Origin of the sequence: Sulfuricurvum sp. (genome assembly GCF_023250475.1) — a bacterium.
Classification (GTDB): Bacteria; Campylobacterota; Campylobacteria; order Campylobacterales; family Sulfurimonadaceae; genus Sulfuricurvum.
Genome location: NZ_JAHFAQ010000001.1, coordinates 17563 through 41628 on the forward strand (window position 1 = coordinate 17563; position 24066 = coordinate 41628).

The following is a 24066-nucleotide window of genomic DNA, read 5'->3' on the forward strand; positions in this document are numbered from 1 at the left end:
ATAACACTTACGGAGAAATTTTTACTGTTTGAAACACCAATAGGAGCAAAAAGTTGGCAATATGTTTCATTTTGTAGCATTTACTATGTTTTGATGGTGTGTAGAAAAGTAACTACTATAGACATGCTCACCGTTTTTGCCTCGAACGAAATAGAGGTAATCGGTATGCTTTGGATTAAGTGCCGCATCAATCGCTTCTTCTGAAACATTGCATACGGGAAATTCCGGTAAACCCTTGTTTTTATACGTATTATAGGGACTTAAGTCGGTTCGTATTCGGCGTGCCGTTACTTTCTGATGGGAAAATTCTCCGTAATTCAATGTCCCGTCCATCTGCAGACGCATCCCTTTTTTAATTCGGTTGTCGATGACCGAGCTGACAAACGGCATATCGGATAATGATGCGGCTTCTTTTTGTATTACGGATGCTTTTGTTACAATTTGTAACCATTTAGCACTATCCGATTGCAAATGATACATTGCAGCCATCTTTTTCATTTTTTTGTTAGATTCGTTTAATAAATGTACGATCAATTGTTCTTCACTGAATTCATTGGGAATGCTGTAGGTCTCAGGGGCAAAATTTCCCTCTTTCAAGCGGGCATGAAGATCATAGGCTTGATGAAGTTTTCCAAGGTCCAATGAAAGTTCCTCTGCAACCTGCTTTAAAAAGATCTCCGTTGTTTCCCCCGGAATCAAAGTAACCGCTCGGCTTACAGCCTTTGCGGTTGTGAGTCGGTAGAGATACTCTATCCGGGTCATATTCACATCTTTGATATCAATCCATCCTTGCTGAGGCTGCCCTAGCAGACGCAAAATAAAGGCATCAATCTTATGGACATTTACCCCTTCGCTTTGGAGGTGTGATATACTTTTAAATACGGAACCTTTCGGTATATAAACGATTTTCGGTGATGTAACGGTAGAGAATAGGTAAGTCATGAAAGATATAATCGTCACCAAAATAATTCCGAAAACCCATAAGAGCGTTTTACTTTTTTTAGTCTTTACTTTTTTTCTTGGCTTTTTCACGTTTGTCGCTTTGCTAGAGGGATTTAGTATTGATCACCTGACATTAGGTGGGGTCAAAGTTGAGAAATTATACCTAAAATGGGACAATTCCCTTCAGATAAAAGCTTCGAAATTAGATTTCAGCAACCTAAAAAGCAGCGAAACTCCCCTAAATCTTCAGCCCCTCGCTAAGCTTCCCCGCTATCTCCACTGGATTGAAGGCTGGGTAGAATCAATCGACATAGAGACCATTGCCTATAAAGATTTCACTGCTTCTTTGCATTACCGAAAAGGGGCGATCGGAAAAGTAATTTTAGGGGATTCAACGAGCCGAAGCGAAGGGACATTTGCGCTCAACGAAACCGATTTTAACCTCACTCTCCCATCCTATACTATCAATGATGCCAATTTGTCAGCCCATCTGCATATTAATCTTCTTAATCAGCATATTCACTCTCAGATAAGGGTTAACCTTCCGAAAACACCCCTGATTACCCTCAATATTTCAGGGGATTCTGATCTGATCCGTTTTAATGCATACACGAAAAGTCCATTGACAACTATCAAACCGTTAGTTGATTTTTTCAAGCTTGATCCCGATGTTGTTCCCTGGATTGTCGATTACACCCAAGCTTCCTCTCTCCATCTTGCTCGGCTATACGGTACTTTCCATTACAAAAACCCCAAAGAGCTGATTCAAAATCTCGTTGCGGATGCTACCGTTGTGGACGGAGGATATACCTTTGCAGAAGGGTTTGAACCTATCCGAGCGCCTCGAATCGATCTACATTTTAGTAAAGGCAAACTCCACATAGTACCGAGAAACGGTACTTTTTATAACCTTCCGACCGAACAGAGCCGCGTTGTAATCGATTTCACCGCACCGCATACCTTTCTTAATGCCTATATTCAAACCAAGCATGCCAAACTCAATGATCCCATCTTATCCCTCTTGGCTTTCTACGATATCCGTTTGCCGATTAAGCAGCTCAAAGGGGAGTGTGCCGTTGATTTGAATCTATCCGTAAATCTGCATACCCTCGATACCACCGGCAAAGGGTCGTTCATCCCTACCCCTTCGGAACTCCTTCTCGATCAAATCGCACTCAAAACCGATGGAGGGATCGTTAAAGTAGACCGTACGCATGTAACTTTTGAAAACTTTATCGCCCACTACGGTAACAATATAGCGGATGCTCACGTCAATGGTGAATACGATGCCCATACGCAAAGAGGTGCCGTCGCGATCAATGCATACGCGCTCTCACCTGCAGACGGGCTGAGTCTTTTTAATCCTAAAGATCCGATACGCGTTGCCTATATCATTGCCCCAAGCGGAGATACCTTAAGTGTCGAGCAATCTCAATGGAACCTTTTGGGAGAAAAATTAACCATCGAACGCTTTCAGGCACCGTTTGATTATCATCGTGCCTCCTCGGCTATCAGCTCCGTCCCCTTTCTCCTCTCCGGCAGCGTCAAAGGAAAAATCGATGCTGCCTTTGACGGCGTGAAAAAACAAAGTGACATCAAAATACGCTTCAATGAATTCAAACTCGGCGAAGTCGAACTCCATCAGCCGCTTTTTGATATTGACCTGCATTACGGCAACGAAACGACAAAATTGCAGATTAAAAGTGCCTCAGCCTGGTCGGTTCATCAGCTCCCTTTATTGGTATCGCCTTTCAGTGCGACTCTTAAGAATGAGACTATCGCATTTGATAAAATAGAAACCGTTCTCGGTGACCTTTTCAAAGGAAATTTTACCGGAACCTACCGCCTCGATACCCATAAAGGAACCATACATCTAAGCAATATGATTCCCATCGCTCCGAAATTGACCCCTATTATCGAGTCCAAAGAATCGATCAGTTTAATCGTCGATGCGAAAAACGATCCCATACAGATTGATGCTCCAGAACTTAAAGCCCATTTTACGACGATACCTAAGGGGTGGAAAATTGCGCTGAACGATATTTCGCTCCTCTCTAAAAAATCTCCTATTTTACGCCTCTACAACATTAATAACGGTTATTTAAATCTTTACTATACCGGAGAGAGCTCCCGCTATCTTTTCAACGGTGAAATAGACTATCTTTATCCTCTTATGATCATGAATGATACGCCGGTATCGCATTACCGATTTAGCGGTTCCCACCAAAACGAAAATACTCAGATACGGGTAAACGACCGTATAACGATCAATCACTCTCCGGAAAATATTTACATCCGGGCCAACAATACGGGTCTTAATCTCCCAATTTTATTTAAATTTTTGGCTGCACACAAAGAAGAATCTGATCAATCTTCAAAAACTGACGCATCAACGCCTATCCGTATTCACGCAACCAATTCCTATTTGTATTTGATGAAGGAGAGAAAGATCGTTACCGATATGTTGGATGCGACATTGATAGATGACAATTTCGATGCATCGCTACAGCACATGAGCGGATCAGCCATACTTAAAATACGAGACAACCTTTTTTCAATCGACGGTAGTGGTTTTAATGACAAATTCATGGAGCACCTTTTTGCTCTCAGTGATTTTAGCGGAGGGACATTTTCTTTTGAAGCTAAAGGGAAAACAGATTCATTCGACGGATTAATGCGGGTGGAAAATACTATTTTGAAAGATTATAAGGTACTAAATAACGTATTGGCATTTGTGAATACCGTCCCATCTCTTGCCACTTTTTCTCTGCCGAACTACAATTCAAAAGGGTTGCCGGTAAAAGAGGGGTATGCCCATTTCGGGTATCAGAAAGGGATTGTATCCGTAGATAATTTCACCTTGAACTCACCGGAAATGAAAATCACCGGAAGCGGACGGGCTGATCTTAATTCCAATCAGTTGGAAGGGGCTATGACTCTGAAAACCGATTTAGGCTCAACGCTGGGGAAAGTACCGATGGTAGGATATATTCTCCTCGGTGACGACGGATCGCTCTCGACGACATTGACCCTCACCGGAAAGCTCGATGATCCGAAAATCAGTACCGCTCTTGCCAAAGAGATCGTAACCGCACCGTTTAACATCCTAAAGCGGACACTGGCCTACCCTTTTTTATGGATGATGGACGATAAGAAGAAAAAATAGCCACATATCTGCCCTATTTTATTCACCGCTAAAAAGCTGAATACTCCAAAATACTAAAAATCCCGCAAAAAGCCAAAGCGTCGAAGAAGGTTTCTCTTCGATCACGTGAGCTTCCACCAAAAGCTCATCCGTTACCAGGTACAGCAACGCCGCGACACCGAAAGCGAGAATTGCGCTGATAACGCTGGTCGATGCGCCCGATAAAAGGTAATTACCGAGTAAGGTACATGTCAATACGACTCCTGCCAATGCCGCCGTCATAATGACGACACGCCATCCTTTAATCGTATTCGAGACCAGCGATAATCCTAAAAACAGCAGCTCGACCGACAGACCCAACGCCAAAATCACCCCAGTATTTCCTCCTGCGGCAAATCCGGCACCGATAATAAATCCGTCCACCGCAACATCAATAAAGGTTGCGGCAATCAGTCCGTAATTGAAAGACTCCTCTCCCGAATGACTCTCACGCAATTCCAGACGCATGCTCCAGAGTTTCATACCATACATCATCAATCCGCCGAAGGTAAATGAAGCGATAAGAATCCAGGCCGGAGCATGCTCACGGCCGATTTCAGGCAAAACTTCCACAGCCAAAGCCGCTAAGACGACTCCCGCCGCAAAATGTTGAATCAAACTGCGCATTTGATGTGTGGGGCTCCAGAAAACGGCCAAAAGACCTCCCATAGAAGCAACGATAGCAGGAATAAACATAGCCATAAACGGTGTCATAGTACTCTTTTCAATTGTAATTTTTATGCTGTAAGAATGGAAAAACAGTGCTCTTCGTTTTCATACTTGTACGTCAACGAGAAACCGTGCTTAGCGACAATCTTACTCACGATATTAAGTCCCAAGCCGAACCCTTGGGTCGTGCGCGAACTTTCCTGTCGGGTAAACGGTGTCAGAAAATAGTTGAATTCTCTCTCTAGCGGTTGAGCATGATTATAAACACTGATGCGATTCGTAGTAACATCCAGAGCTATCGGAAACCGATCGGAATACTTCAATGCGTTATCAAGCAGATTTTTCAATGCCAAAGAGAGGTACTGCAAATCTCCCGTCAAAATAAAATTGTCTTTGATAGTAACCGACAGATTGGATTCGTCGATAAGATAGAGTTTTGAAAGGGCTTCCATTACCAGGGTTTCAGCACTGAATCTATCCGATCGTATGATATCCGTAGCTTGAAGTTTTTCAATCTCCAATAGCTCCTGTGTCAATTGATCAAGCTCTTTAAACGAATGCTTCAGTGTCTCGCGGACTTTTGAATCCTCTAGCTGCTCCAGTGCAAACAATCCCCGCGCAATAGGGGTACGCAACTCATGCCCCACATCGCGCAGAAGTTCTTGGCGTGATTGAATCAGGTTCTCGATGGTTTGCGCCATTTCGTTATAGCTGCGTGCCACTTCCCCTATCTCATCGTGAGTCTCTATCGCACTGCGGCTGCGATATTCTCCCTTCGCAAATCGCCGCATACTCGCGGTAATCGAATGCAATGGAGACAACATACGCAAGATTAGAATGAAAATGACGGATAACACAACGATATCGGCAATAACCAGAGCATTAAGAATCCACCCCTCTCTCAATCCCTCTTGGAGTGTCGTATCCCGCAGATAGATATTATCTTCAAAATAGCGTATATGGAGGATATACTCTCCCCCCTCGGCTTTAAGAATCTCAAATAATCCGAAAGTGTGCGATTGACGCATAATCACCTGTTTGGTAACGACAGAGTCTATTTTTACCAAATTCAATGTCCGAAATTTATCTTCAAGTTCATTGGGAGAAGATGTTGCCATCCATCTGAATATTTTCCGGCCGTCAAGGAGATATTTTTGGAGAACGATCGACTCATATTTTTCGGTATTGATGGTATCGATCTTGTATCCTATACCTACCATAAGTGTCAAACTTATAAGGAATAAAATAGTGATTTTGGTAAAAATTGACATCATTTATCCCGTAAATTTATAGCCGATGCCCCATACCGATTTAATGTATCGGGGTTCTTTGGCATCATCACCGATTTTGAGACGAATATTGCTGATATGCATATCGATGGTACGGTGTTTCGTCTCATCTCCGAGTCCTAATGCGCCGATAATCTGATCACGTGAGAGATTTTTCCCCTTATTTTTAGCCAACAGCACGAAAATATCAAATTCGATCCGTGTCAAATCAATCGGATACCCTTCCAACATAACCGATTTGCTCGATTCATCAATCGTAAAATCCGATACTACCAACTCGTTTTTACGTCCGTAGCGGCGTAATACCGCTTCAATCCGCAGGACAAGCTCGCGGGGTTCATAGGGTTTGTCAAGATAATCATCGGCACCCAGATCGTAGCCGTAGATTTTGTTTCCGATATCAGTACGGGCGGAGGAGATGATAATAGGGATATCAAGCTGGCTTTTGATCATTTTCGCCACATCGAATCCATCCATCCCCGGAAGCATCAAATCCAAAACGACGATGTCATATACCTCTTTCTTTTCCAGCAAACACTCCAGCGCCCTTTTCGGATCAGCATATCCGTGTGCTTCAAATCCGTACGATTCCAAAAATGAAAGGATCAATTCTTGAAGAGCAAGATCGTCTTCGATCAAAAGAACTTTTTTACTCAATCTCCCACTCCTCCAGATGACGGATAAAACGACGCTTTTGCTCAGGGGTCAGAATCGTATGTATCCGCTCAAGCAATCTAGCTCGAATCTCTATTGAACCCTTCTGCATCTCTAAACTTTTCGCTCGAAACGTCTCCGAGTCAAACGAAGCATTCAGAAATAAGGCATTAAGATCCTCACGCGTTCTCTCGCTTTGATGATGGTAGCGTCGATACGCATATTGGTACTCTTTCATCGCCTCTTCGAGCGAACGATGCTGCTGCTTTGTCAGCCCTAAATCATGCAAATCCATCGGGAAACGGTGATCATCGTCGGCGTAAACAGAATTGGTGCTTGATAAAAAGATTAACGTAACAAAAATCGCTATCCACTTCATTTTACCCTCTTGGTTATAGTGCTTTTATGGCATTGTCTTCGATTGTTCCCTGCTCTACATCACCATGACAAGCCTTACAATTCGCTCGACTTTTGACATGAGCGCTTTTAAAAACATCATCAGGAATATTTTTATGTCTCTTTTTCCAAAATGGTGTTTGTGTCATTGCTATCATATCGCGATTTTCAATCGATTGCATCATTTTGAGTGACATCTCCTGAGATGAGCTCTGTGCAGAATGTTTAATCAAATAGTCTAAAACGGTTTGATGATCCGCGGAATCGAGCGATGCGTCATCCCCGAAATGGTTGGAGAGGTTCCCCATAAGTTTGCTCCATGACTCTTTTGGCAAAAGCGTAGGGGGATAAAGAGTATGGCAGGAGCCGCATTCGTTCACAAATACAGGATTCTCCTGCTTATAGTCTATTTTTTGATTGTATCCCGCGATAAGCGGGTTATTGGGGACGCTGAGCGTATAAATAAGCACTGCGATCGTACCGCCGATTCCGATAAGCGCGACGATCTTTTGGGACCATGAAAGCAGCGCGCTTTCCCCCTCCATGTTTTTATGCCCGTCGATAATCGAATTGAGGGTACGGTCATCTTTGTGCAAAAACCGATCTACCAATACTCCCCCAACATGTGCCGCAATCAAAATCCACAAAAGATTGACAAAGAACTCGTGAATCTCTTCAAACCACTCCATATTATGAGAGAGTCCTGTATGTAAAAATGCCAGTACCCCTCTATTTTCCGTTATCCCATACGCAAGCATCCCGCTGATCACGGCAAAAACGACCGTAACCAACATTGCCACCATCACAAAACTGGCGGCCGGATTGTGACCGGCATAACGGCGTGTCGGGCTCAAGAGATTCAATAGATACTCTTTTAGCGCATCCGTACGAAGAGCTAGATCACTGAAACGGGAATATTTTGGACCTATAATCCCCCAAACGATCCGAAACACGACCAGTACACCGACGGCACTCCCGATCGCGACATGCAATGAAAGCCAGCGATCTTCAAGTGAGGCGATCCAGGCACCGAGAATCAATGCAACAAACAGCCCGTGAAATACCCGTGTAGGAAGGGTCCAAACGTATACCCGTTTCATAATAATTATTCCCAGCTGCCGTAATTCGGAATACGGATTTCACGCTCGCGATAGCTTCCGCTGGCGGCTTTCGTATGACATGACGCACAATTGGCAAAACTTTTGACATCGGCTTGGGTCACCATTTTTTTAGGTATCTCACGATGTTCATGTTTAAAGTTAGGTGTTTCAGAGATACGCATAGCGATTTCTCCCCCCATACCGGTCATACGATCATTTTTAGATGCATGAGATACCAAATAATTTTGTATCGTTTTGTGATCGCTTGGATCAAGCGTTGCATCCGTACCGAAATGGTTATTCAATGAATTCATCGTTTTATCCCACGACCGTTTCGGTAAAAACTCAGGCTGATAGGCGAAATGGCAGGCTCCGCACTCTTTTTGATAGAGGAGTACGGTTGCTTTTTCTTGTTTGCTCATTGGCTTCGCTACGAAGCTTGAAGCATGATGTTCGTGCTCTTCATGCTCATCTTCGGCATAAAGATAAACCCCTCCGGCTAATAATAGAGCCGCTACGGATAAGTTTAATAATTTTCTCATCGGATATCCTTTAGGTTAATTTTTCATAATATAGGTGAGTACGTCACCTTTTTCTTGAGCCGACCCTTCACGGGCATACACGTCCATGAAGTTACGCTTGAGCCATTTGTTCACCTCTTTGGTGCTGGTAAGACGCTGCGGATTTGCACGCGGAGAGAGAGGATCAATCACTTTTCCGGTGAGAGAGTTTTTTCCATTATTCGATAAATTCGTGGTATGGCAGCTCGTACACGCCATCGGTTTGCCTTGTTTTCCGGTGTGGGTCGAGGTAAATATCTCTTTTCCTCTTGCCGCATCAAATCCACTGAAAGAGCTATTTTCAGCTTTTGCCGTTTTTGAGAGTTCATTCATATATTGAACCACTTCGGGTGATGCCGCCATAAGCGACATCGAGAACATCCATACGATTGCGAGGTATTTCATAACCTGCCTCCTGTTATTTGATGCTCAAATGTTACGGCAAAGATGTCAATCTGTTGTGGGCACTCTCTTGACACTTTCTTGACATTAAATATTTATCCCTCAATACCGATATATAAACAATCCCATACAGGAGGTTACAAAATGGATCCAATTAGTAGCGGTTCGGGGACTGGTGTTGAGATTTACGCGATGAAAAAAGCGATGGAAGTTCAAGGTCAAGGAATAATGAAAGTGTTAGAGAGTGCTATCCCCTCTTCTGATCTCTCAGGTTCAGGGCTTACCGGTCTAGGTCAAAAGCTCGATATCAAAGGATAATAATTTACAGCTATCGTATAGCTGTAGTTATCCCCTATTCATTTCTCAGAACCGTTAATACATCGACTTCAGAAGCTTTTTTGGCAGGATACCATGCGGAGAGCAATACAATCACAAATGCTCCGATAATAATGGAGAAAAAATCAATAACACTCAAATCAAGCGGCAGGGTTGAAGTCGGATAAACATCGGTCGGAAGAGAAATAATATCAAATGTGCCCAATATCCACATCCCTAGAAAGCCTAAAAGAGCCCCCGTTGTAATCCCTAAAACCCCAATCACAATTCCCAGTACTAAAAATATTTTCTTCACCTCTTGCTTAGACGCCCCCAACGAAATGAGAAGAGCAATTTCGCTTCGGCGGTTCATGACCGTCATCAGCAGCGAAGAGATGATATTGATCGCGGCAATCAGAATAATAAGCATCAAAACGATAAAAAGGGACATTTTTTCCATTTTCAATGCGGCAAAAAAATTGCCGTTGTCTTCCCACCAGCCGCGTATCGATACCGTATCAGGCAAAGCAGCGGATACGCGGGCAATATCGGTTTCAGGATTAAGAGAGTGGACATGGATACCGTCATAAAGATTTTCGGGAATACCCAAAATGCGCTGCAGTGCACTCAGTGAGGTGTATGAAAACCCTTTGTCGTAGGCACTGAGCCCCGAATTGAAGGTCGAGACGACATTAAAGCGTTTGATTTTCGGAGTCAATGCCAAACCACCCGGCTCCATTTGCGTAAAAATATAGGTGAGTTTCTCTCCGAATGCGAGAGAAAACTCATCTTTGAGTGATTTGCCAACCATCACTTCAAAGTTTTTCGGTATCCCCCCCTGCAGCCCTTCGGCAACGATCCGGTTTACTTTTGCTTCTTGAGCAAAATCGACTCCAAAGAGATATCCACCCTCCATCTGATCACCGCTTCGTGATAATACGGCAGAAGTAACGTAAGGACTAAACGATAAATCGGGGAATTTTTCCCGCAGTTGCTCGAGCAAAGCGCTATCACATGTCGCATAGAATTTCGGTTGAATGGTGAGTGGGTAGTTCATCACGGTAAGCTTTTTTTTGAACTCGTTATCAAAACCGTTCATAAGCGCCATCGCGATTATCAGAACCATGACCCCCAGTGCGATTCCGGAGAATGCAAGGAGTGCGGAGAGGAAAATAAAAGGCTGCTCTTTGTCAAAGCGCAAAAACCGTTTGACAAGATAAGAGACAATATTCAAGAGGCAAATACCCCTTTTTTCGGTCCAGATTTCCCACAGCAGTTTTTATATTTGAGTCCGCTTCCGCATGGGCAATCATCATTACGGGCAATTTTCTTCTCATCCGCATCATGCTCTTGGTGATTGAGGCTCATTCGAAACGCTTCTTGCTTTTTCTCTAACTCCAACTGACGAGCAAACGCTTCGGCCTCTTCTTCCACATTATCCACTTTGAAACGGATAACATGGAGAGTTTTAATCGTATCGTATTTGATCGTCTCGACCAGTTCGCTAAAGAGGTTATAACTCTCTTTTTTGTATTCGACCAACGGATCTTTTTGGTTGTAAGCGCGTAAACGGATCCCCGTTTTCATACTGTCCATTTGGTAGAGATGTTCACGCCACGCGGTATCGAGTGTTTTAAGATAAATTTCCCGCTCGATTTCACTTCGGAGTTTGTCGTCGACAACCGCCATTTTTTCATCATACTGTGTTTTCAATGTACTGAGTAACGTATGCTGAATCGCATCAAACGATTTCTGAGTAAACAACGCGGTATCAATATCCGCGTTCAGCTCCTCTTTAATCGTTAGTACAAGACGATCAATATCCATCTCCTCTTCGGGGATTCCTTCAAATATACCGCAGAAGGCCAGCGTACGATTAACGTATTCGCTGCGGATGAGATCAATTTTATCCGCGACATTGTACGTAGAGTCAAGCAATTCACCGCGGAATTTGTAAACGATTTTACGCTGTTCGTTGGCAACATCATCGTATTCAACAATATTTTTTCGCCCCTCAAAGTGCATACTTTCCACTTTTTTCTGCGCTTTTTCAACCGCACGGGTCACCATCGACGATTCAATGTACTCACCGTCTTCAACACCCAAACGCTCCATGATCGATTTGATTTTGTCCGAGCCGAAGATACGGAGGAGATTGTCTTCGAGAGAGAGATAAAACTGAGACGTTCCCGGATCACCCTGACGCCCTGCTCGCCCGCGAAGCTGATTATCGATACGACGGTTTTCGTGACGTTCGGTTCCGAGGATATAAAGTCCGCCGAGAGCTTTGATCTCATCACTGACTTTGATATCAACCCCGCGTCCGGCCATATTGGTTGCGATTGTCACCGCCCCTTTTGCTCCGGCGTTTTTGATAATTTCAGACTCTTGAGTATGGTTTTTTGCGTTCAAGACGGTATGGGGAATTTTTTCACCTTTGATAAGGTGATGAAGTTTTTCTGATTTCTCAATCGAGGCGGTACCGATCAATATCGGCTGACCTGCGGCATGAAGCTCTTTAACCTTGGCAATAACGGCTGCAAACTTTTCCGCTTCCGTTTTATAGATTAAATCGTTCAAGTCTTGTCGGATAACCGTGACATTCGTCGGGATAGAGATTACATCAAGGTTGTAGATTTGTGCGAATTCGGTCGCTTCGGTTTGCGCTGTTCCCGTCATACCTCCGATTTTGCCGTACATACGAAAATAGTTTTGGTAGGTGATATCGGCCAGAGTTTGGGTCTCTTCTTTAATAATGACCCCCTCTTTCGCTTCCAGAGCCTGATGCAGCCCCTCAGAGTATCGGCGCCCTTCGCTTAGACGTCCCGTAAACTCATCGACGATAACGATTTGCCCCTCTTGAATAACGTAATCAACATCGATCTCAAAAATAAAATTTGATTTTAACGCTTGGTCAAGATGGTGCGAAAGTGCCGAATTTTCGATGCTGTAAAGGTTGTCAACACCAAAAAGCTCTTCCGCACGGCTGATCCCCTCTTCTGTGATGAGGATAAGACGATCTTTCTCATCAACGGTAAAGTGCTCATCTTTAACCAACGCTTTGGCTACCGCATCGGCACGGGTATAGTTTTCAAGCGTACGGTTGGTCGGCCCTGAAATGATAAGCGGCGTACGGGCTTCATCGATCAAAATCGAGTCAACTTCATCGACGATAACGTACGCGTGTCCACGCTGTACCATATGGTCGCGCGAGTAAGTCATATTGTCACGGAGGTAATCGAAGCCAAACTCATTGTTCGTACCGTAGGTAATGTCACATCCGTATTGATCTCGTTTGTTGGCGGGGTTGTACCCCTCTTCGACCAAAATCCCCGTCGAATACCCTAGAAAAGAGTAAAGCTCAGACATCTGCGTTCCATCACGAGAGGCCAAGTAATCATTCACCGTAACAACATGAACACCTTTGCCGCTCATAGCATTTAGGGCAACCGCTAATGTTGCGACAAGGGTTTTACCCTCACCGGTTTTAATCTCGGCGATTCGCCCCTCGTGGAGTACCATACCGCCGATAAGCTGAACGTCAAAATGACGCATACCGAGGATACGTTTGCTCGCCTCGCGGGTAATCGCGAATGAATCAACCAATACGTCATCTAATGTTTTCGTGTTGCTGAGCACCGACGCTTTAAGAGCTTGAAAAGCTTGCTGCAACGCTTCGTCACTCATGGCACTGAAATAAGATTCGCGGGCATTGATAGCCTCGACGTTTTTACGATATTTTTTGACTTCTCGATCGTTTTTGGTACCGAAGATTTTTCCGACAAGCGATTGGAGCATTAAAAGCCTTCATTATGAACAGTATTGAAAAAGTTGGTGATTTTAGCATACGAAAACTATTGTTTTGGTAAATGAGCATAGGGTACAATACGACATTCACTCCATTCAAGGATATTATGTGCGTTTTTTACCCGTCTTATTTCTCTTTGCCCTGAGTCTTTTTGCTTCACCGAAGGAGATAACTTCATTTAACTCGAAATTTGTACAGACTATTATCGATGACAACAACAAAAAGATCACCTATTTTGGTGAGCTGTGGGCAAGCAAGCCTCAAAATGCCCTTTGGTCCTATCAAAAACCGATTCAAAAAAGTGTTTATATAAGCGGATCGAAAATTACAGTCATCGAACCTCAAATTGAGCAAGTCACCTTGCGGACGCTTGATGATGAGATCGATTTTTTGCAGATTATCCAAAAAGCGAAAAAAGTGGACGAAGACAAATATACGGCAACGGTAAAAGGGCAAATATATACGGTTCTATTTAAAAACGGACTCCTCGCTTCCATCTCCTATAAAGACAGCTACGATAACCGCGTCAGTATCCAATTTACCAATCCGGTGCAAAACAAACCGATCGAATCCGGACGATATAAACCCGCTATCCCCGAAGGTTTTGATATTATTAAAGATTAATTGATGTTACCCATTAGTTACTATAAAGGCTCTATGCTTTTGGCCGAGTAAGAATTTTTTTTCTTGCTACACCCGACAAGGAGCATACCATGACAGTTAGTTCTAACTACAGTGCGTATTCGTCTTACAGTTCTTCCGGGGCATCTTCGTCACAGAAATCGTCTAAACCGAGTTTTGAGGACATGGCTCAACAACTATTGAGCTCTTTAGATACGGACGGAAACAGCAGTGTTGACTCAGCAGAATTCAGTGCGGCAGCGCAAGCGCTTGCATCCAGTTCAAACAGTTCTGGTTCTAGCGGCAGTTCCAGTACGAGCAGCACCTCGGCAGCAGATATTTTCAATAAGCTGGATTCCAACGGCGACGGCGGATTAAGTACGGATGAGTTTATGGCTGCACTTAAAAATTCAAAACCGCAGAAAGGAGAAGAAGGGGACAGACCGCCGCCACCATCTGGCGGAATGCCTCCTCCCCCTCCTCCAAGCGATTCAACATCCTCTTCATCGGACAGTGAAAGTGTCGATAAGATTTTTTCCGCTCTGGATACGAATCAAGACGGTTCTATCAGTGCGGATGAATTTGCAGCACTTTTTGAAAAAGATTCTGCGGACAGTTCAAATACATCATCACAAACCGGTACTTCTACATCGGCGCAAACAACTGCTTCGACAACAGAGACAGCCTCTCAAGACGTATTTAAAAATATGCGAAATGATATGCTTCAAAAAATTCTCTCCTACTATGGCAGCAATGCCTCTTCGAGCAACTCCACTTCACTTTTAAGCGTCAGCGCTTAAATATTCATGCCCTTATGGGCATGTTACTTAATATTTACTATCCCGCCGATATAATCGATTTTATGATACAGATTTTGATGATTGAAGATGACGACGAACTCGCACAGTTGCTTAAATCACGTCTTCAAAAAGATGATATTGACGTGACTATTGCCTTAACGCCGTTGGAAGGGTTGAGCCTTTTTCAAACACGCACTTTTGACCTGCTGGTACTTGATCTCTCGCTGCCCCAAATGGACGGAATGGAAATTTGCCGTCTCATCCGCCAAGAGAGTGACATTCCGATCATTATCTCATCGGCACGCTCCGATTTACGGGATAAAATGATGGGGTTTTCGCGCGGTGCGGACGACTATCTTCCCAAGCCTTACGATCCGCAGGAACTTATTTTTCGAATCGATGCCATTATGCGCCGCATTCATCCCACGCTTCCCAAAAAATCATTCCCGTTTGAAATTGATGAGCTTAGACATGAAATAACACGTCACGGATCGGTTCTGCGGCTGACACCGGCCGAATACGATATTGTCTCGTATATGATCAAAAAAGAGCGTTACGCCATTTCACGAGAAGAGCTGCTGATGAATATCGGCTCAATCAAATACGAAAGCAGTCTTAAAAGCATCGATGTCATCATGGGACGTATCCGCCAAAAAATCGGCGATGATCCGAAAAATCCCTCATATATTATCTCCGTACGGGGTGTAGGGTATAAATTTGTCAATGAATAAGCACTCCATTTTAAATCTTATCGCCCTTTTCTTTCTCCTGATATTTGCCTTGATTAATGGCCTCTTTTGGATCGCTCATGTCCATTTCACCAAAGAGGCGGAAGGGGATCGGATGCGCCGTTTTGCTTTGGCGGAACGTCTTATCCATCACGGAAGCGGAAGCTTTGACGCGGAACTGAAACAGTTGATGATTGCCCCTTCTTCCCTCTCAGGCGATTTCCTGCAGTTCCACGGAAATCAAATAGCGGTGTTTCCCTTCGGAAAGATGATCGAGTATAAAGGTAAAGTCTATTTTCTCAAAACTCCTCCCCCAATGCCGCCGTTTGATCGCCCTCCACCGATGTTTAATTCCGGATTTCTCCCACCGCCGCCGTTTGAGAATTTTTCCTCCGTCGTGCTGGAAGATCTCAAAGTACAATCAACGTGGATGAGTTGGGCGGTATTTCTCTCAATTGATCTGCTGATTTTGCTTTTTTTCGGCTTCATTCTCAAAAAACTCACCCCCCTGCACCGCCTCAAAAATGCGATCATCGAATTTAAAGAGGGGGATACCCATCTGGATGTACCGATAGAGGGAAAGGATGAGATATCCCAAATCACCCATGAGTTCAACCACGCATTAGAGAAAATCGCATCGATGAAAGAGGCGCGAGCCCTCTTTTTGCGAAATATCCTCCATGAGCTGAAAACACCGATTATGAAAGGTGCCCTCACCACCGATTGCCTTGAACGCTCACCCGATCAGGAGCGGCTGAAACGGATATTTAATCGGATGAATTATCTCTTAGGAGAGTTTTCGACGATGGAGCGCTTCAGCAGCGGTGAAATGACCATCAATCCCCAAGAATACCGATTTGTCGATCTTCTCGATCATACATGCGATATTTTGATGTGCGATAAAAAAAACATTACGCTCAAGGGGGAAGATTCCGCCCTTATTATTAACGTCGATTTTGAACTTTTTGCGATCGCATTGAAAAATCTCCTCGATAACGCATTTAAATATTCCGAGAGTAAGCCTACCATCATTATTCTAGCCCACGCAATCGAAATATGCAGTCTCGGAGACCCCCTGCCTGAGGAAAATCGAACCTTTACGAAACCCTTTAACCGCAGCTATGAAAGCTCCATGACCGGCTTGGGACTAGGTCTTTATATCACCCACTCTATTTTTCAAAAACATGGGTATAATCTTCTCTATCACCACGACTCTGGGCTAAACTGTTTTCGTATTGTTTTATAAATAAATATTTTATCCCTAGAATTAGAAACTATTAAAGGGGATTTATGTTGAAACGATCTTTATTGCTCATACCTCTTTTAAGTGCCGCCTCTCTTTACGGCTCCAATTATTCGGTCTCGGTGAGTGCCGACACCACAAAATTCGACTATGCCGAAACTGATAGCAGCGGGAATTTACTTGATATCGAAAAAGCCGGCTACGGCCATATCAATGGCTTCAGTACCAGTCTAAACCCTCGCTACAACGGCATATATATCAGCGCATCTTACGCCAAGGGTAATACCGACTATGTCGGCGGAACGAACTTAAACCCTATTTACGGCTCTTACCGTACTACCACGACGAATGAAGTCGGTAATTATACTTTCGGATACAAAGCAACAGCACTGCTTGATCCGCGCAGCGGGTGGGAAATGCCCGTTACCATCGGCCTCGGATATCGCCGATGGCTCCGTCAGTTGCACAGCAATGCGGGTGTCACAGGATATGATGAGCTCTATGACTGGGGATATTACGATGCCGGAATCGGGCTGCATTATGCCGTCTCTTCCAAAATCTCACTCGGCGTCGATGCCAATTATCGAAAAGCATTCAATGCTCAAATGTATGAAAATTCCAACGGCTACACTTTTAATCTCAAAAATGTGTACGGCTACAAAATTGCCGTTCCGTTTGAAATAGCCATCACTCCGACAATAAGCACATTTTTTTCCTACAATTATGAGTATTGGAATATCGGTGCTTCAAATACTATCGGAGGATATCTTGAACCCGACAGCGAAACCAAGAATGAAACGCTATCGCTTGGACTAAAGTTTAAATTTTAATACGCTTTATAAGTGCACACGGTATCGATATTAGACTTTGACATCAACCGGTCCTGAATGTAAAGCATCTAATTTGACAAGCACTTCAAGCACTTGTTTATTATTTTGCAGACTTTGAGTGTCACCGAGTTTTTTATTCATCTCCATACGCGCTTTGAATTCAGAAATCAGATCATAGTTTCCATTACTGTCAGGTGCTGTAAGCATGGCTGAGCCTACACCCATTTGGCTGGGATCAAAAGATAAAATTGCATGCTCTTTTAGGCTAATATTACCCGAATCATAAAGTTCCTGAGACAGGGAAACAGTTGCATCAAGACTCATAGAATGAACATTGTAGTTCTGAGCCGTGGTATAAATTCTTTCCGAAGAGACAGCTGTTTCTAATACATTTTGGCTTTCAGATCGCTGTTTCTGTTGTCTGGTTGCTGAATATAGTTCCGACGAAGTGGTTACTTGCAATGCCCCAATTGTATTCATTGATGTCTCCTATAATTGGCAAATTTCAAGCAATATTTATTCCAAACTAATTTTAGATAAGATACTTTTTGGAATCAACAAAAAATGAGGGGGTAGTGGAGAACTAATGTATCTCTAAAATGAAGGTCACTACATACTTAAAGTTTAAATGCTGTGCGTATGATATAAAGATTTTTTCAACGACTTATTTCATCTCTTCAAAATGTACGAGTTAGCATATATTTTAGTCTGTTCTAAAGTCAATCGTCCAGTTAAATCCAATAATCCAATCTCATTAAGGGTCATTCCACTTTTCTACTCTCTTCATATGTCCAAAATATGATCCGTTAATTATCCATTCAGTACCAATCTCCGGCATATTGATTCGAAGAATGTATTGGATAGTCCATTCGTCCCGATATTTTGGAATGAACAATCTCGTTAATAGAAATAATACACCGTCGTTCATCGGTAGCAAGCAAGGTGATAAAAACCGATAATGACATCAGCAAAATGATTTTATGTTTCATCGACTATTCATCTCCTTCGCATAGATTGATCATTTGAATGGTGCTCTCATTTTTAACGCGTGGACCATCTGTGTGTTTGTAGGCAATTTTGCATCCATCGGGGGATACCGCCAAACCTCGGTGAATATTGTCCAGTCCAGAACGTTCATTCCCCACATACCAGTCGTTGAGCCGTACGACCTGTTCTCCGCGAACTAGGTAGGCTCCACTATAAATCTTACCGGGAGGCAGGACATTAGCCTGTTCGTTGACAACAACGATCCCTTTTTTAGTGATAGCAGCTCGACTGGTGTATTTGTTCCACCAGTAGGCATAAGGGAGCGGATAGTTCTCTAAAGTTCCATCAGGATGTAGAAATATCAACTCATCTGGACGGCTTGGGAGTTTACCGACCTTGCTTGCTCCAAAAAACATCATCTTAATGATATAGGTATTTGCCCACTCATCCCACCAAACCCCTTGGACATCATTAATCGTCAGCGGTAAACCGATCCGTTTCCCATCAGGTCGGATAACCCCTACAGGCGTTGAAGGGCGGGGATCATTCCGATCTTTTTTCCATCCTAAATCAATCACCCCGTCTTGATCACGTAACGGATAAGTCCAGTTTGGGGTATCAGGTTTGAATGGTGGAGCATTATATTCAAGACACGTATGTCTGTCATTATGTCTTGTAATAGGGTCTCCGTTCTGCCAAAAACGTTTAACTTTCTCTTTATGTTCAAATCCATTGAATCCATAAGCACTTTCTTGGGATTGCTCTCCATCGTTATAATATATACTTGAATATCCATTATGCGAACACCACAACATCCCATCATGATAGGGAATAATTTTGTCTTTTTTCGTATCCCAGATAACGGTCTCTCCATTAAAAACAAACGGCTTAGCTGCTTGCATCTGCAAAAACGGCTCTCCTTTTTTCAGACGGGTAAAGATTACCCGGTCATTATCCAACCATGCCACCACACTAGCGCAGTCGGTACACACCTCTTCACCGCTTTTATGGATTGTATACGAATAATCTTTTGTCGGGAACGGACCGCTAAATTCGAAGGCGTATCCGTAACAGCCTAATCCAAAAAGAATTAGCCGAAATAATGTTTTCATTTTGAATTCCCCTCCTGCGACAGATTTAAAGCCAACGCATAATTCCCGCCGGTCTGGACAAACCCAAGCCGCCTGAGGAATTTATCGGTCTTATCGATATGTGTACCGCTCTTGACTCCGGCAGAGAGTTCCTCTGCTCCCCGATTTTCCGCCCCTCCGACAAAATGACGCAAACTCTTTAGCATATTAAAACGACGATAAACAAAGTAAAATCCATCTAAATTCCCCTGAAAAGTCACAATACAAAAATAAATATTAAATACTTTAACTAGATTAAGATCATAAAATAGTTATATATAATTACATTTTACACATATGAATTATTTTTTATTGGAATATAATTTTTCAAAACATCCGTAAACAGGGGAAAGAATATTAAAATATTATTAATTAATATAATATAACTATTAATTTTAATATTTTATCAATATGTAACCATTTGAAATATTTTTGCTAAAAATATGTATCCTCATCTAATAATCAAAATTTAAATGATTCGTAACAACCAATGCCGCAAACTGGCTATAAAACCGATCATTTTAGAAAAGTTTGACCCTTTTTCACTATAATCTCTGCTGATAATATGAAGCAGAGGAAAATGATGTCAACACCGTATTTAGAAACTCATCCCGATGAACGGGGATATTTTGGAAAATTTGGAGGTTCGTTTATCCCTCCTGTCCTCGAAGAACCTTTTGCCCAAATCACTCAGGCGTATCAGGAACTCAAACATTCCCCGGAGTTCATCAAGGAACTCAAATACGTACGTAAACACTATCAGGGACGCCCTACTCCCGTGACATTTGCGAAAAATTTAACAGAGTACTGCGGGGGGGCCAAAATTTACCTCAAACGTGAAGACCTTAACCACACCGGAGCACACAAACTCAACCACTGTATGGCCGAAGTTATACTGGCTAAACACCTTGGCAAAAAAAAGGTTATCGCCGAAACGGGTGCAGGACAGCATGGTGTCGCTTTAGCGACGGCAGCGGCTTATTTCGGTTTGGAATGCGAGATTCATATGGGGGAAGTCGACATTGCCAAAGAGCATCCGAATGTCGTTCGGATGAAAATTCTCGGGGCTAAAGTCGTCCCGGCAACTCACGGGTTAAAAACCCTTAAAGAGGCTGTAGATTCGGCATTCGATGCCTATGTCAAAGATCCGATCAATGCGATTTACTGCATCGGCTCCGTGGTAGGTCCCCATCCGTTTCCGATGATGGTGCGCGACTTTCAGTCCGTAATCGGATTCGAGGCAAAAGAGCAATTTGATGAGTTCGAAGGGAAGCTTCCCGATAATATCGTCGCTTGCGTCGGAGGAGGCTCAAATGCAATGGGGATCTTTGCCGCGTTCATCGACGATACCGATGTCAATCTTTACGGAGTTGAACCGCTTGGGAAAGGGGAAAAACTCGGGGAACACGCCGCGACATTGACGTATGGAGAAGAAGGGATTATGCACGGCTTTAATTCCATTATGCTCAAAGATGCTGAAGGAAATCCTGCACCCGTCTATTCAATCGGATCAGGAATTGATTATCCCTCCGTCGGACCGGAACACGCCTATCTCAATCAAAGCGGACGAAGCAAAATAGGATTATGCAATGACGAGGAAGCTGTCGACGCATTTTACAAGCTTTCCCAGTTAGAGGGGATAATCCCCGCTCTTGAATCCGCCCATGCGGTAGCGTTTGCTATGAAGCTTGCAAAAACGTTGGATAAAGATAAGACCATTTTGGTAAATTTGAGCGGTCGAGGGGACAAAGATATTGATTATGTCATTGAAAACTATCCCGTTCCTCATGCGAAATTTTGATACTGTTATGTAACTTTGCCCAAAGAGGGATCAACACTTTATGAAAGGTGCTATTTTTCTATTTATCATTTTTAATCTTATTACCTTCGTTGTATTTGCTCTTGATAAATTTCTAGCTCGTACAAATCGAAAACGCATAAGTGAAAAAACGCTGCTGACACTGGCAATAGCCGGTGGAAGTGTTGGCGCCGTTTTCGCACAAAAACTGGTTCGTCACAAAACGCGTAAATTTAGATACATTTTATGGGTGATTTTGGTTATTCAATTTATTGTTTTTGAAACACTTTGGTATTACTTTCCGATATTAGCCAAAGCCGTTTGAAGTTTTTATAACACTTGACCTTCGTCAATTTCTTCCATTCACTATCTTGATATACTCCCGCATACTTTACAAGGGATCACCAATGGCTGCCTTTTCAACGACTCCTATACCTAAAAAACAAAACTATTTTTTATCTCAGCCCCATCAACCGTTTTTCGTATTCGGACTTTTATGGGCAATTGTCTCTATGGTACTCTTTACCCTTTCTCATAAAGGGGTCATCTCCCTCAGCATAAGCGAAAACGAGTTTCATCTCTATTCTCTTGCCTTTATCGTTTTTGCCCAATTCTTTCACGGCTTTTTATTTACGACCTTTCCCCGCTTTTGTACCGCTATGGCCATCCCGAAAGAGGTCTATATCCGAATCGTTTGGCTCTATCAAATCGCCGCCGTACTCTTTTTTGTCGGTTCGCTTTTGTCGGAATGGATGGTTTTATTTTCGATGGTTGCTGTTTTGTTTGCCCATGCTATGGCGATATTTACCCTCCATTGGGTCTATAAAATCGGGCAATCTCCGTTAAAACAAGACCCTTATTGGGTCTTGGTCGCCCACGGTATCGCGATCACAACCCATCTCTTTTGGATTATCGCTTACGGTATCAGTTTGATATGGGATTTCCAGGGGTGGTTCCCGATCCTCGTACCGATTCTCGTGAACTTCTTTCTCGTGTTTCTTACCTTCGCCGTCGCGCAGAGAATGATCCCTTTTTTCAGCCATTCGCAGGCATCTAAGCCCAAATATTTTGTGGAGACGATATTCGGTGCATTAATTGCCAAAACCCTCTTTGCCGTATTTGCTTTCACAGCGGGCGAAGCCGTTGTAGGGATTCTCCTCGCACTCTATCTGTTTCGCGAATTTTTACGCTGGAAACTGCATCCGTTTCAATCCCCTGCGATTCTTTGGGTACTTCATTTAGCCCTGTTTTGGTTGCCGATAGGATTTCTCATCGGATCATTGACCCAAATAGCCGAAATGATGTATGGAGTAAGTTTTTTATTCGCGGAAATCCATCTGCTCGTTTTGGGCTTTTTAACTACCGTACTGATCGGATTCGGAACGCGTGTGACACTGGGACACTCCGGACAGCCTCCTCACGCTGATCCCTTAGCCATTGCGCTGTTTTGGTGGACGCAACTCCTCGTCCTTGTCCGTTTCGCCCTCTCTGTCGATACGGCATTCGGTGCTGCCCACGGATGGCTTTTTGATGCTGCGGCGTTCGGATGGATTGTTTTGTTTGTCGTATGGGGCGGACGGTATGGAAAAACGCTTATATTCGGGAAGTAGAGATAGAACTTTCTATTAGAAAATCTAATATTCTTAAACTTTATCCCTACCTTGCAATTCCAATGCACTCTTAATACGATCAGTGCTAAAACATACATTGAAAATACCTCCCGAGGAGAGTTTTCATGAAACGGATTATAAATATTTATACCGAACACAAAAACAGTGTTCAATTTTACCTCCGCAGTACAATGGAGAGTTTTCATCCCCTCTCAAACAACGCTCAAGATATGCGCCGTTTTTTCGAATCTGAAAAATCGGCGGAAGTTATCTATGCCGTCAATGAAACATTTACACAATTTACCCCCAGCTATGGGAGAAACTACATCGATGAAAATCGCAACGGAACCGACAAATCTTTTTATTTTAAATGGGTCAGTTTTAGCGAAGAGCCGATCCACATCAGCAACCCTTATCTCCACCACGTTACGGGCTTACCGACACTAACCGCTGTAAAAATGGAAAACAACCGCTATATTGTGACCGATTTCGATATGCTAAAGCTCCTTGAAGAGCTTCGTCTAATCGAACATAACAGTGCGTATGAACAAATCAACCGGTTTGTGATGGGAAGCGGCGGATTGTTACTGGGAATCGTTTCTGTCTTTTTAATCTTTTACGGAGCCTATATTTTCTTCCAAATGCTTATCTCCCCCTATAGCGGGGAAGCGGTAATGCATCAAATTTTTACCTCTATCATCTCGATTACGATCGGACTCGCCATTTACGATTTGGCAAAAACCCTTATTGAGAATGAGGTTTTATTTAAAACGTTCAACTACGGAAACGATTTGCAGAACAAAGCCCTCAGCAAATTCTTGACCTCCATCATTATTGCCCTCTCGATTGAGTCGCTAATGGCGGTATTCAAAATTGTACTTGATGATTACAGCAAGCTCATTAACGCCTTTTATCTCATCATCGGCGTAACGCTCCTCATTGTGGGAACCGGAGTTTACAATCGTCTTTCCAATCAGACCAAGTGAATTCGATTGTTAGA

General features: G+C 43.3%; 25 protein-coding genes. 11 read left to right on the forward strand and 14 right to left on the reverse strand.

Going from position 1 to position 24066, the window contains the following annotated elements:
• Positions 1–66: 66 nt before the first annotated feature.
• Positions 67–942, reverse strand: coding sequence for an endolytic transglycosylase MltG (mltG, locus tag Q0C19_RS00100; protein WP_295051418.1), 876 nt, complete (start codon positions 940–942; stop codon positions 67–69).
• Between mltG and Q0C19_RS00105 the strand changes: the two genes are divergently transcribed.
• On the forward strand, positions 941–4108 hold the full coding sequence (locus Q0C19_RS00105) for an AsmA-like C-terminal domain-containing protein (RefSeq protein ID WP_295051421.1): 3168 nt from the start codon (positions 941–943) through the stop codon (positions 4106–4108). The genes mltG and Q0C19_RS00105 overlap by 2 nt on opposite strands.
• A gap of 18 nt (positions 4109–4126) precedes the next feature.
• Here the strand turns inward: Q0C19_RS00105 and Q0C19_RS00110 are convergent, their stop codons facing one another.
• The 7 genes from Q0C19_RS00110 to Q0C19_RS00140 are packed head-to-tail and all read right to left on the reverse strand — an operon-like array spanning position 4127 to position 9199.
• On the reverse strand, positions 4127–4840 hold the full coding sequence (locus Q0C19_RS00110; protein WP_295051424.1) for a hypothetical protein: 714 nt from the start codon (positions 4838–4840) through the stop codon (positions 4127–4129).
• A 23-nt stretch (positions 4841–4863) separates the two neighbouring features.
• Complete coding sequence (locus Q0C19_RS00115; protein WP_366822636.1) at positions 4864–6069, reverse strand: ArsS family sensor histidine kinase; 1206 nt, start codon at positions 6067–6069, stop codon at positions 4864–4866.
• Positions 6070–6741, reverse strand: a complete 672-nt coding sequence (locus Q0C19_RS00120) for a response regulator transcription factor (RefSeq protein ID WP_295051426.1) — start codon at positions 6739–6741, stop codon at positions 6070–6072. It abuts the gene before it with no gap.
• Positions 6734–7117, reverse strand: a complete 384-nt coding sequence (locus Q0C19_RS00125; RefSeq protein WP_295051428.1) for a periplasmic heavy metal sensor — start codon at positions 7115–7117, stop codon at positions 6734–6736. The genes Q0C19_RS00120 and Q0C19_RS00125 overlap by 8 nt, the downstream gene beginning before the upstream one ends.
• A gap of 13 nt (positions 7118–7130) precedes the next feature.
• Positions 7131–8234, reverse strand: a complete 1104-nt coding sequence (locus Q0C19_RS00130) for a cytochrome b/b6 domain-containing protein (RefSeq protein WP_295051431.1) — start codon at positions 8232–8234, stop codon at positions 7131–7133.
• 5 nt (positions 8235–8239) lie between these two features.
• On the reverse strand, positions 8240–8776 hold the full coding sequence (locus Q0C19_RS00135; protein WP_295051434.1) for a diheme cytochrome c: 537 nt from the start codon (positions 8774–8776) through the stop codon (positions 8240–8242).
• 15 nt (positions 8777–8791) lie between these two features.
• Positions 8792–9199 (reverse strand): DUF1924 domain-containing protein, encoded by a 408-nt coding sequence (locus Q0C19_RS00140; protein ID WP_295051437.1) that lies wholly within the window; start codon positions 9197–9199, stop codon positions 8792–8794.
• 141 nt (positions 9200–9340) lie between these two features.
• Between Q0C19_RS00140 and Q0C19_RS00145 the strand changes: the two genes are divergently transcribed.
• Positions 9341–9514, forward strand: a complete 174-nt coding sequence (locus Q0C19_RS00145; RefSeq protein WP_295051440.1) for a hypothetical protein — start codon at positions 9341–9343, stop codon at positions 9512–9514.
• Between the two features lie 34 nt (positions 9515–9548).
• On the opposite strand, the gene Q0C19_RS00150 is transcribed toward Q0C19_RS00145, so the two are convergent.
• Together Q0C19_RS00150 and secA are read right to left on the reverse strand one after the other, a co-directional pair.
• Positions 9549–10745 (reverse strand): ABC transporter permease, encoded by a 1197-nt coding sequence (locus Q0C19_RS00150; RefSeq protein ID WP_295051443.1) that lies wholly within the window; start codon positions 10743–10745, stop codon positions 9549–9551.
• On the reverse strand, positions 10742–13309 hold the full coding sequence (secA, locus tag Q0C19_RS00155; RefSeq protein ID WP_295051445.1) for a preprotein translocase subunit SecA: 2568 nt from the start codon (positions 13307–13309) through the stop codon (positions 10742–10744). The genes Q0C19_RS00150 and secA overlap by 4 nt, the downstream gene beginning before the upstream one ends.
• Positions 13310–13427: 118 nt before the next feature.
• Between secA and lolA the strand changes: the two genes are divergently transcribed.
• The 5 genes from lolA to Q0C19_RS00180 all read left to right on the forward strand — a co-directional run bounded on the left by lolA (position 13428) and on the right by Q0C19_RS00180 (position 17541).
• On the forward strand, positions 13428–13943 hold the full coding sequence (lolA, locus tag Q0C19_RS00160) for a LolA-like outer membrane lipoprotein chaperone (protein ID WP_295051447.1): 516 nt from the start codon (positions 13428–13430) through the stop codon (positions 13941–13943).
• Between the two features lie 89 nt (positions 13944–14032).
• Complete coding sequence (locus Q0C19_RS00165; RefSeq protein WP_295051449.1) at positions 14033–14740, forward strand: EF-hand domain-containing protein; 708 nt, start codon at positions 14033–14035, stop codon at positions 14738–14740.
• A 62-nt stretch (positions 14741–14802) separates the two neighbouring features.
• A complete protein-coding gene (locus tag Q0C19_RS00170; protein ID WP_295051451.1) occupies positions 14803–15471 on the forward strand; it encodes a response regulator transcription factor in 669 nt (222 codons plus the stop codon).
• Positions 15464–16714 carry an ArsS family sensor histidine kinase gene (locus Q0C19_RS00175; protein ID WP_295051454.1) on the forward strand — a complete coding sequence of 417 codons (1251 nt, stop codon included), beginning with the start codon at positions 15464–15466 and terminating at the stop codon, positions 16712–16714. The genes Q0C19_RS00170 and Q0C19_RS00175 overlap by 8 nt, the downstream gene beginning before the upstream one ends.
• 44 nt (positions 16715–16758) lie before the next feature.
• Positions 16759–17541 carry a hypothetical protein gene (locus tag Q0C19_RS00180; protein ID WP_295051457.1) on the forward strand — a complete coding sequence of 261 codons (783 nt, stop codon included), beginning with the start codon at positions 16759–16761 and terminating at the stop codon, positions 17539–17541.
• 30 nt (positions 17542–17571) lie between these two features.
• Here Q0C19_RS00180 and Q0C19_RS00185 read toward each other — a convergent pair whose 3' ends face one another.
• The 4 genes from Q0C19_RS00185 to Q0C19_RS00200 all read right to left on the reverse strand — a co-directional run bounded on the left by Q0C19_RS00185 (position 17572) and on the right by Q0C19_RS00200 (position 19825).
• Positions 17572–18021, reverse strand: coding sequence for a hypothetical protein (locus tag Q0C19_RS00185; protein ID WP_295051460.1), 450 nt, complete (start codon positions 18019–18021; stop codon positions 17572–17574).
• A 338-nt stretch (positions 18022–18359) separates the two neighbouring features.
• Positions 18360–18530, reverse strand: a complete 171-nt coding sequence (locus Q0C19_RS00190) for a hypothetical protein (RefSeq protein WP_295051463.1) — start codon at positions 18528–18530, stop codon at positions 18360–18362.
• 3 nt (positions 18531–18533) lie between these two features.
• Complete coding sequence (locus Q0C19_RS00195) at positions 18534–19640, reverse strand: hypothetical protein (protein ID WP_295051466.1); 1107 nt, start codon at positions 19638–19640, stop codon at positions 18534–18536.
• Positions 19637–19825, reverse strand: coding sequence for a hypothetical protein (locus Q0C19_RS00200; protein ID WP_295051469.1), 189 nt, complete (start codon positions 19823–19825; stop codon positions 19637–19639). The genes Q0C19_RS00195 and Q0C19_RS00200 overlap by 4 nt, the downstream gene beginning before the upstream one ends.
• 416 nt (positions 19826–20241) lie before the next feature.
• On the opposite strand from Q0C19_RS00200, the gene trpB reads away from it, so the two are divergent.
• The 4 genes from trpB to Q0C19_RS00220 all read left to right on the forward strand — a co-directional run bounded on the left by trpB (position 20242) and on the right by Q0C19_RS00220 (position 24052).
• Positions 20242–21459 (forward strand): tryptophan synthase subunit beta, encoded by a 1218-nt coding sequence (trpB, locus tag Q0C19_RS00205; RefSeq protein ID WP_295051472.1) that lies wholly within the window; start codon positions 20242–20244, stop codon positions 21457–21459.
• Between the two features lie 40 nt (positions 21460–21499).
• Complete coding sequence (locus Q0C19_RS00210; protein WP_295051474.1) at positions 21500–21781, forward strand: DUF1294 domain-containing protein; 282 nt, start codon at positions 21500–21502, stop codon at positions 21779–21781.
• A gap of 82 nt (positions 21782–21863) precedes the next feature.
• On the forward strand, positions 21864–23066 hold the full coding sequence (locus Q0C19_RS00215) for an NnrS family protein (RefSeq protein WP_295051477.1): 1203 nt from the start codon (positions 21864–21866) through the stop codon (positions 23064–23066).
• Between the two features lie 125 nt (positions 23067–23191).
• Positions 23192–24052 (forward strand): hypothetical protein, encoded by an 861-nt coding sequence (locus Q0C19_RS00220; protein WP_295051479.1) that lies wholly within the window; start codon positions 23192–23194, stop codon positions 24050–24052.
• The last annotated feature ends 14 nt before the right edge of the window (positions 24053–24066 follow it).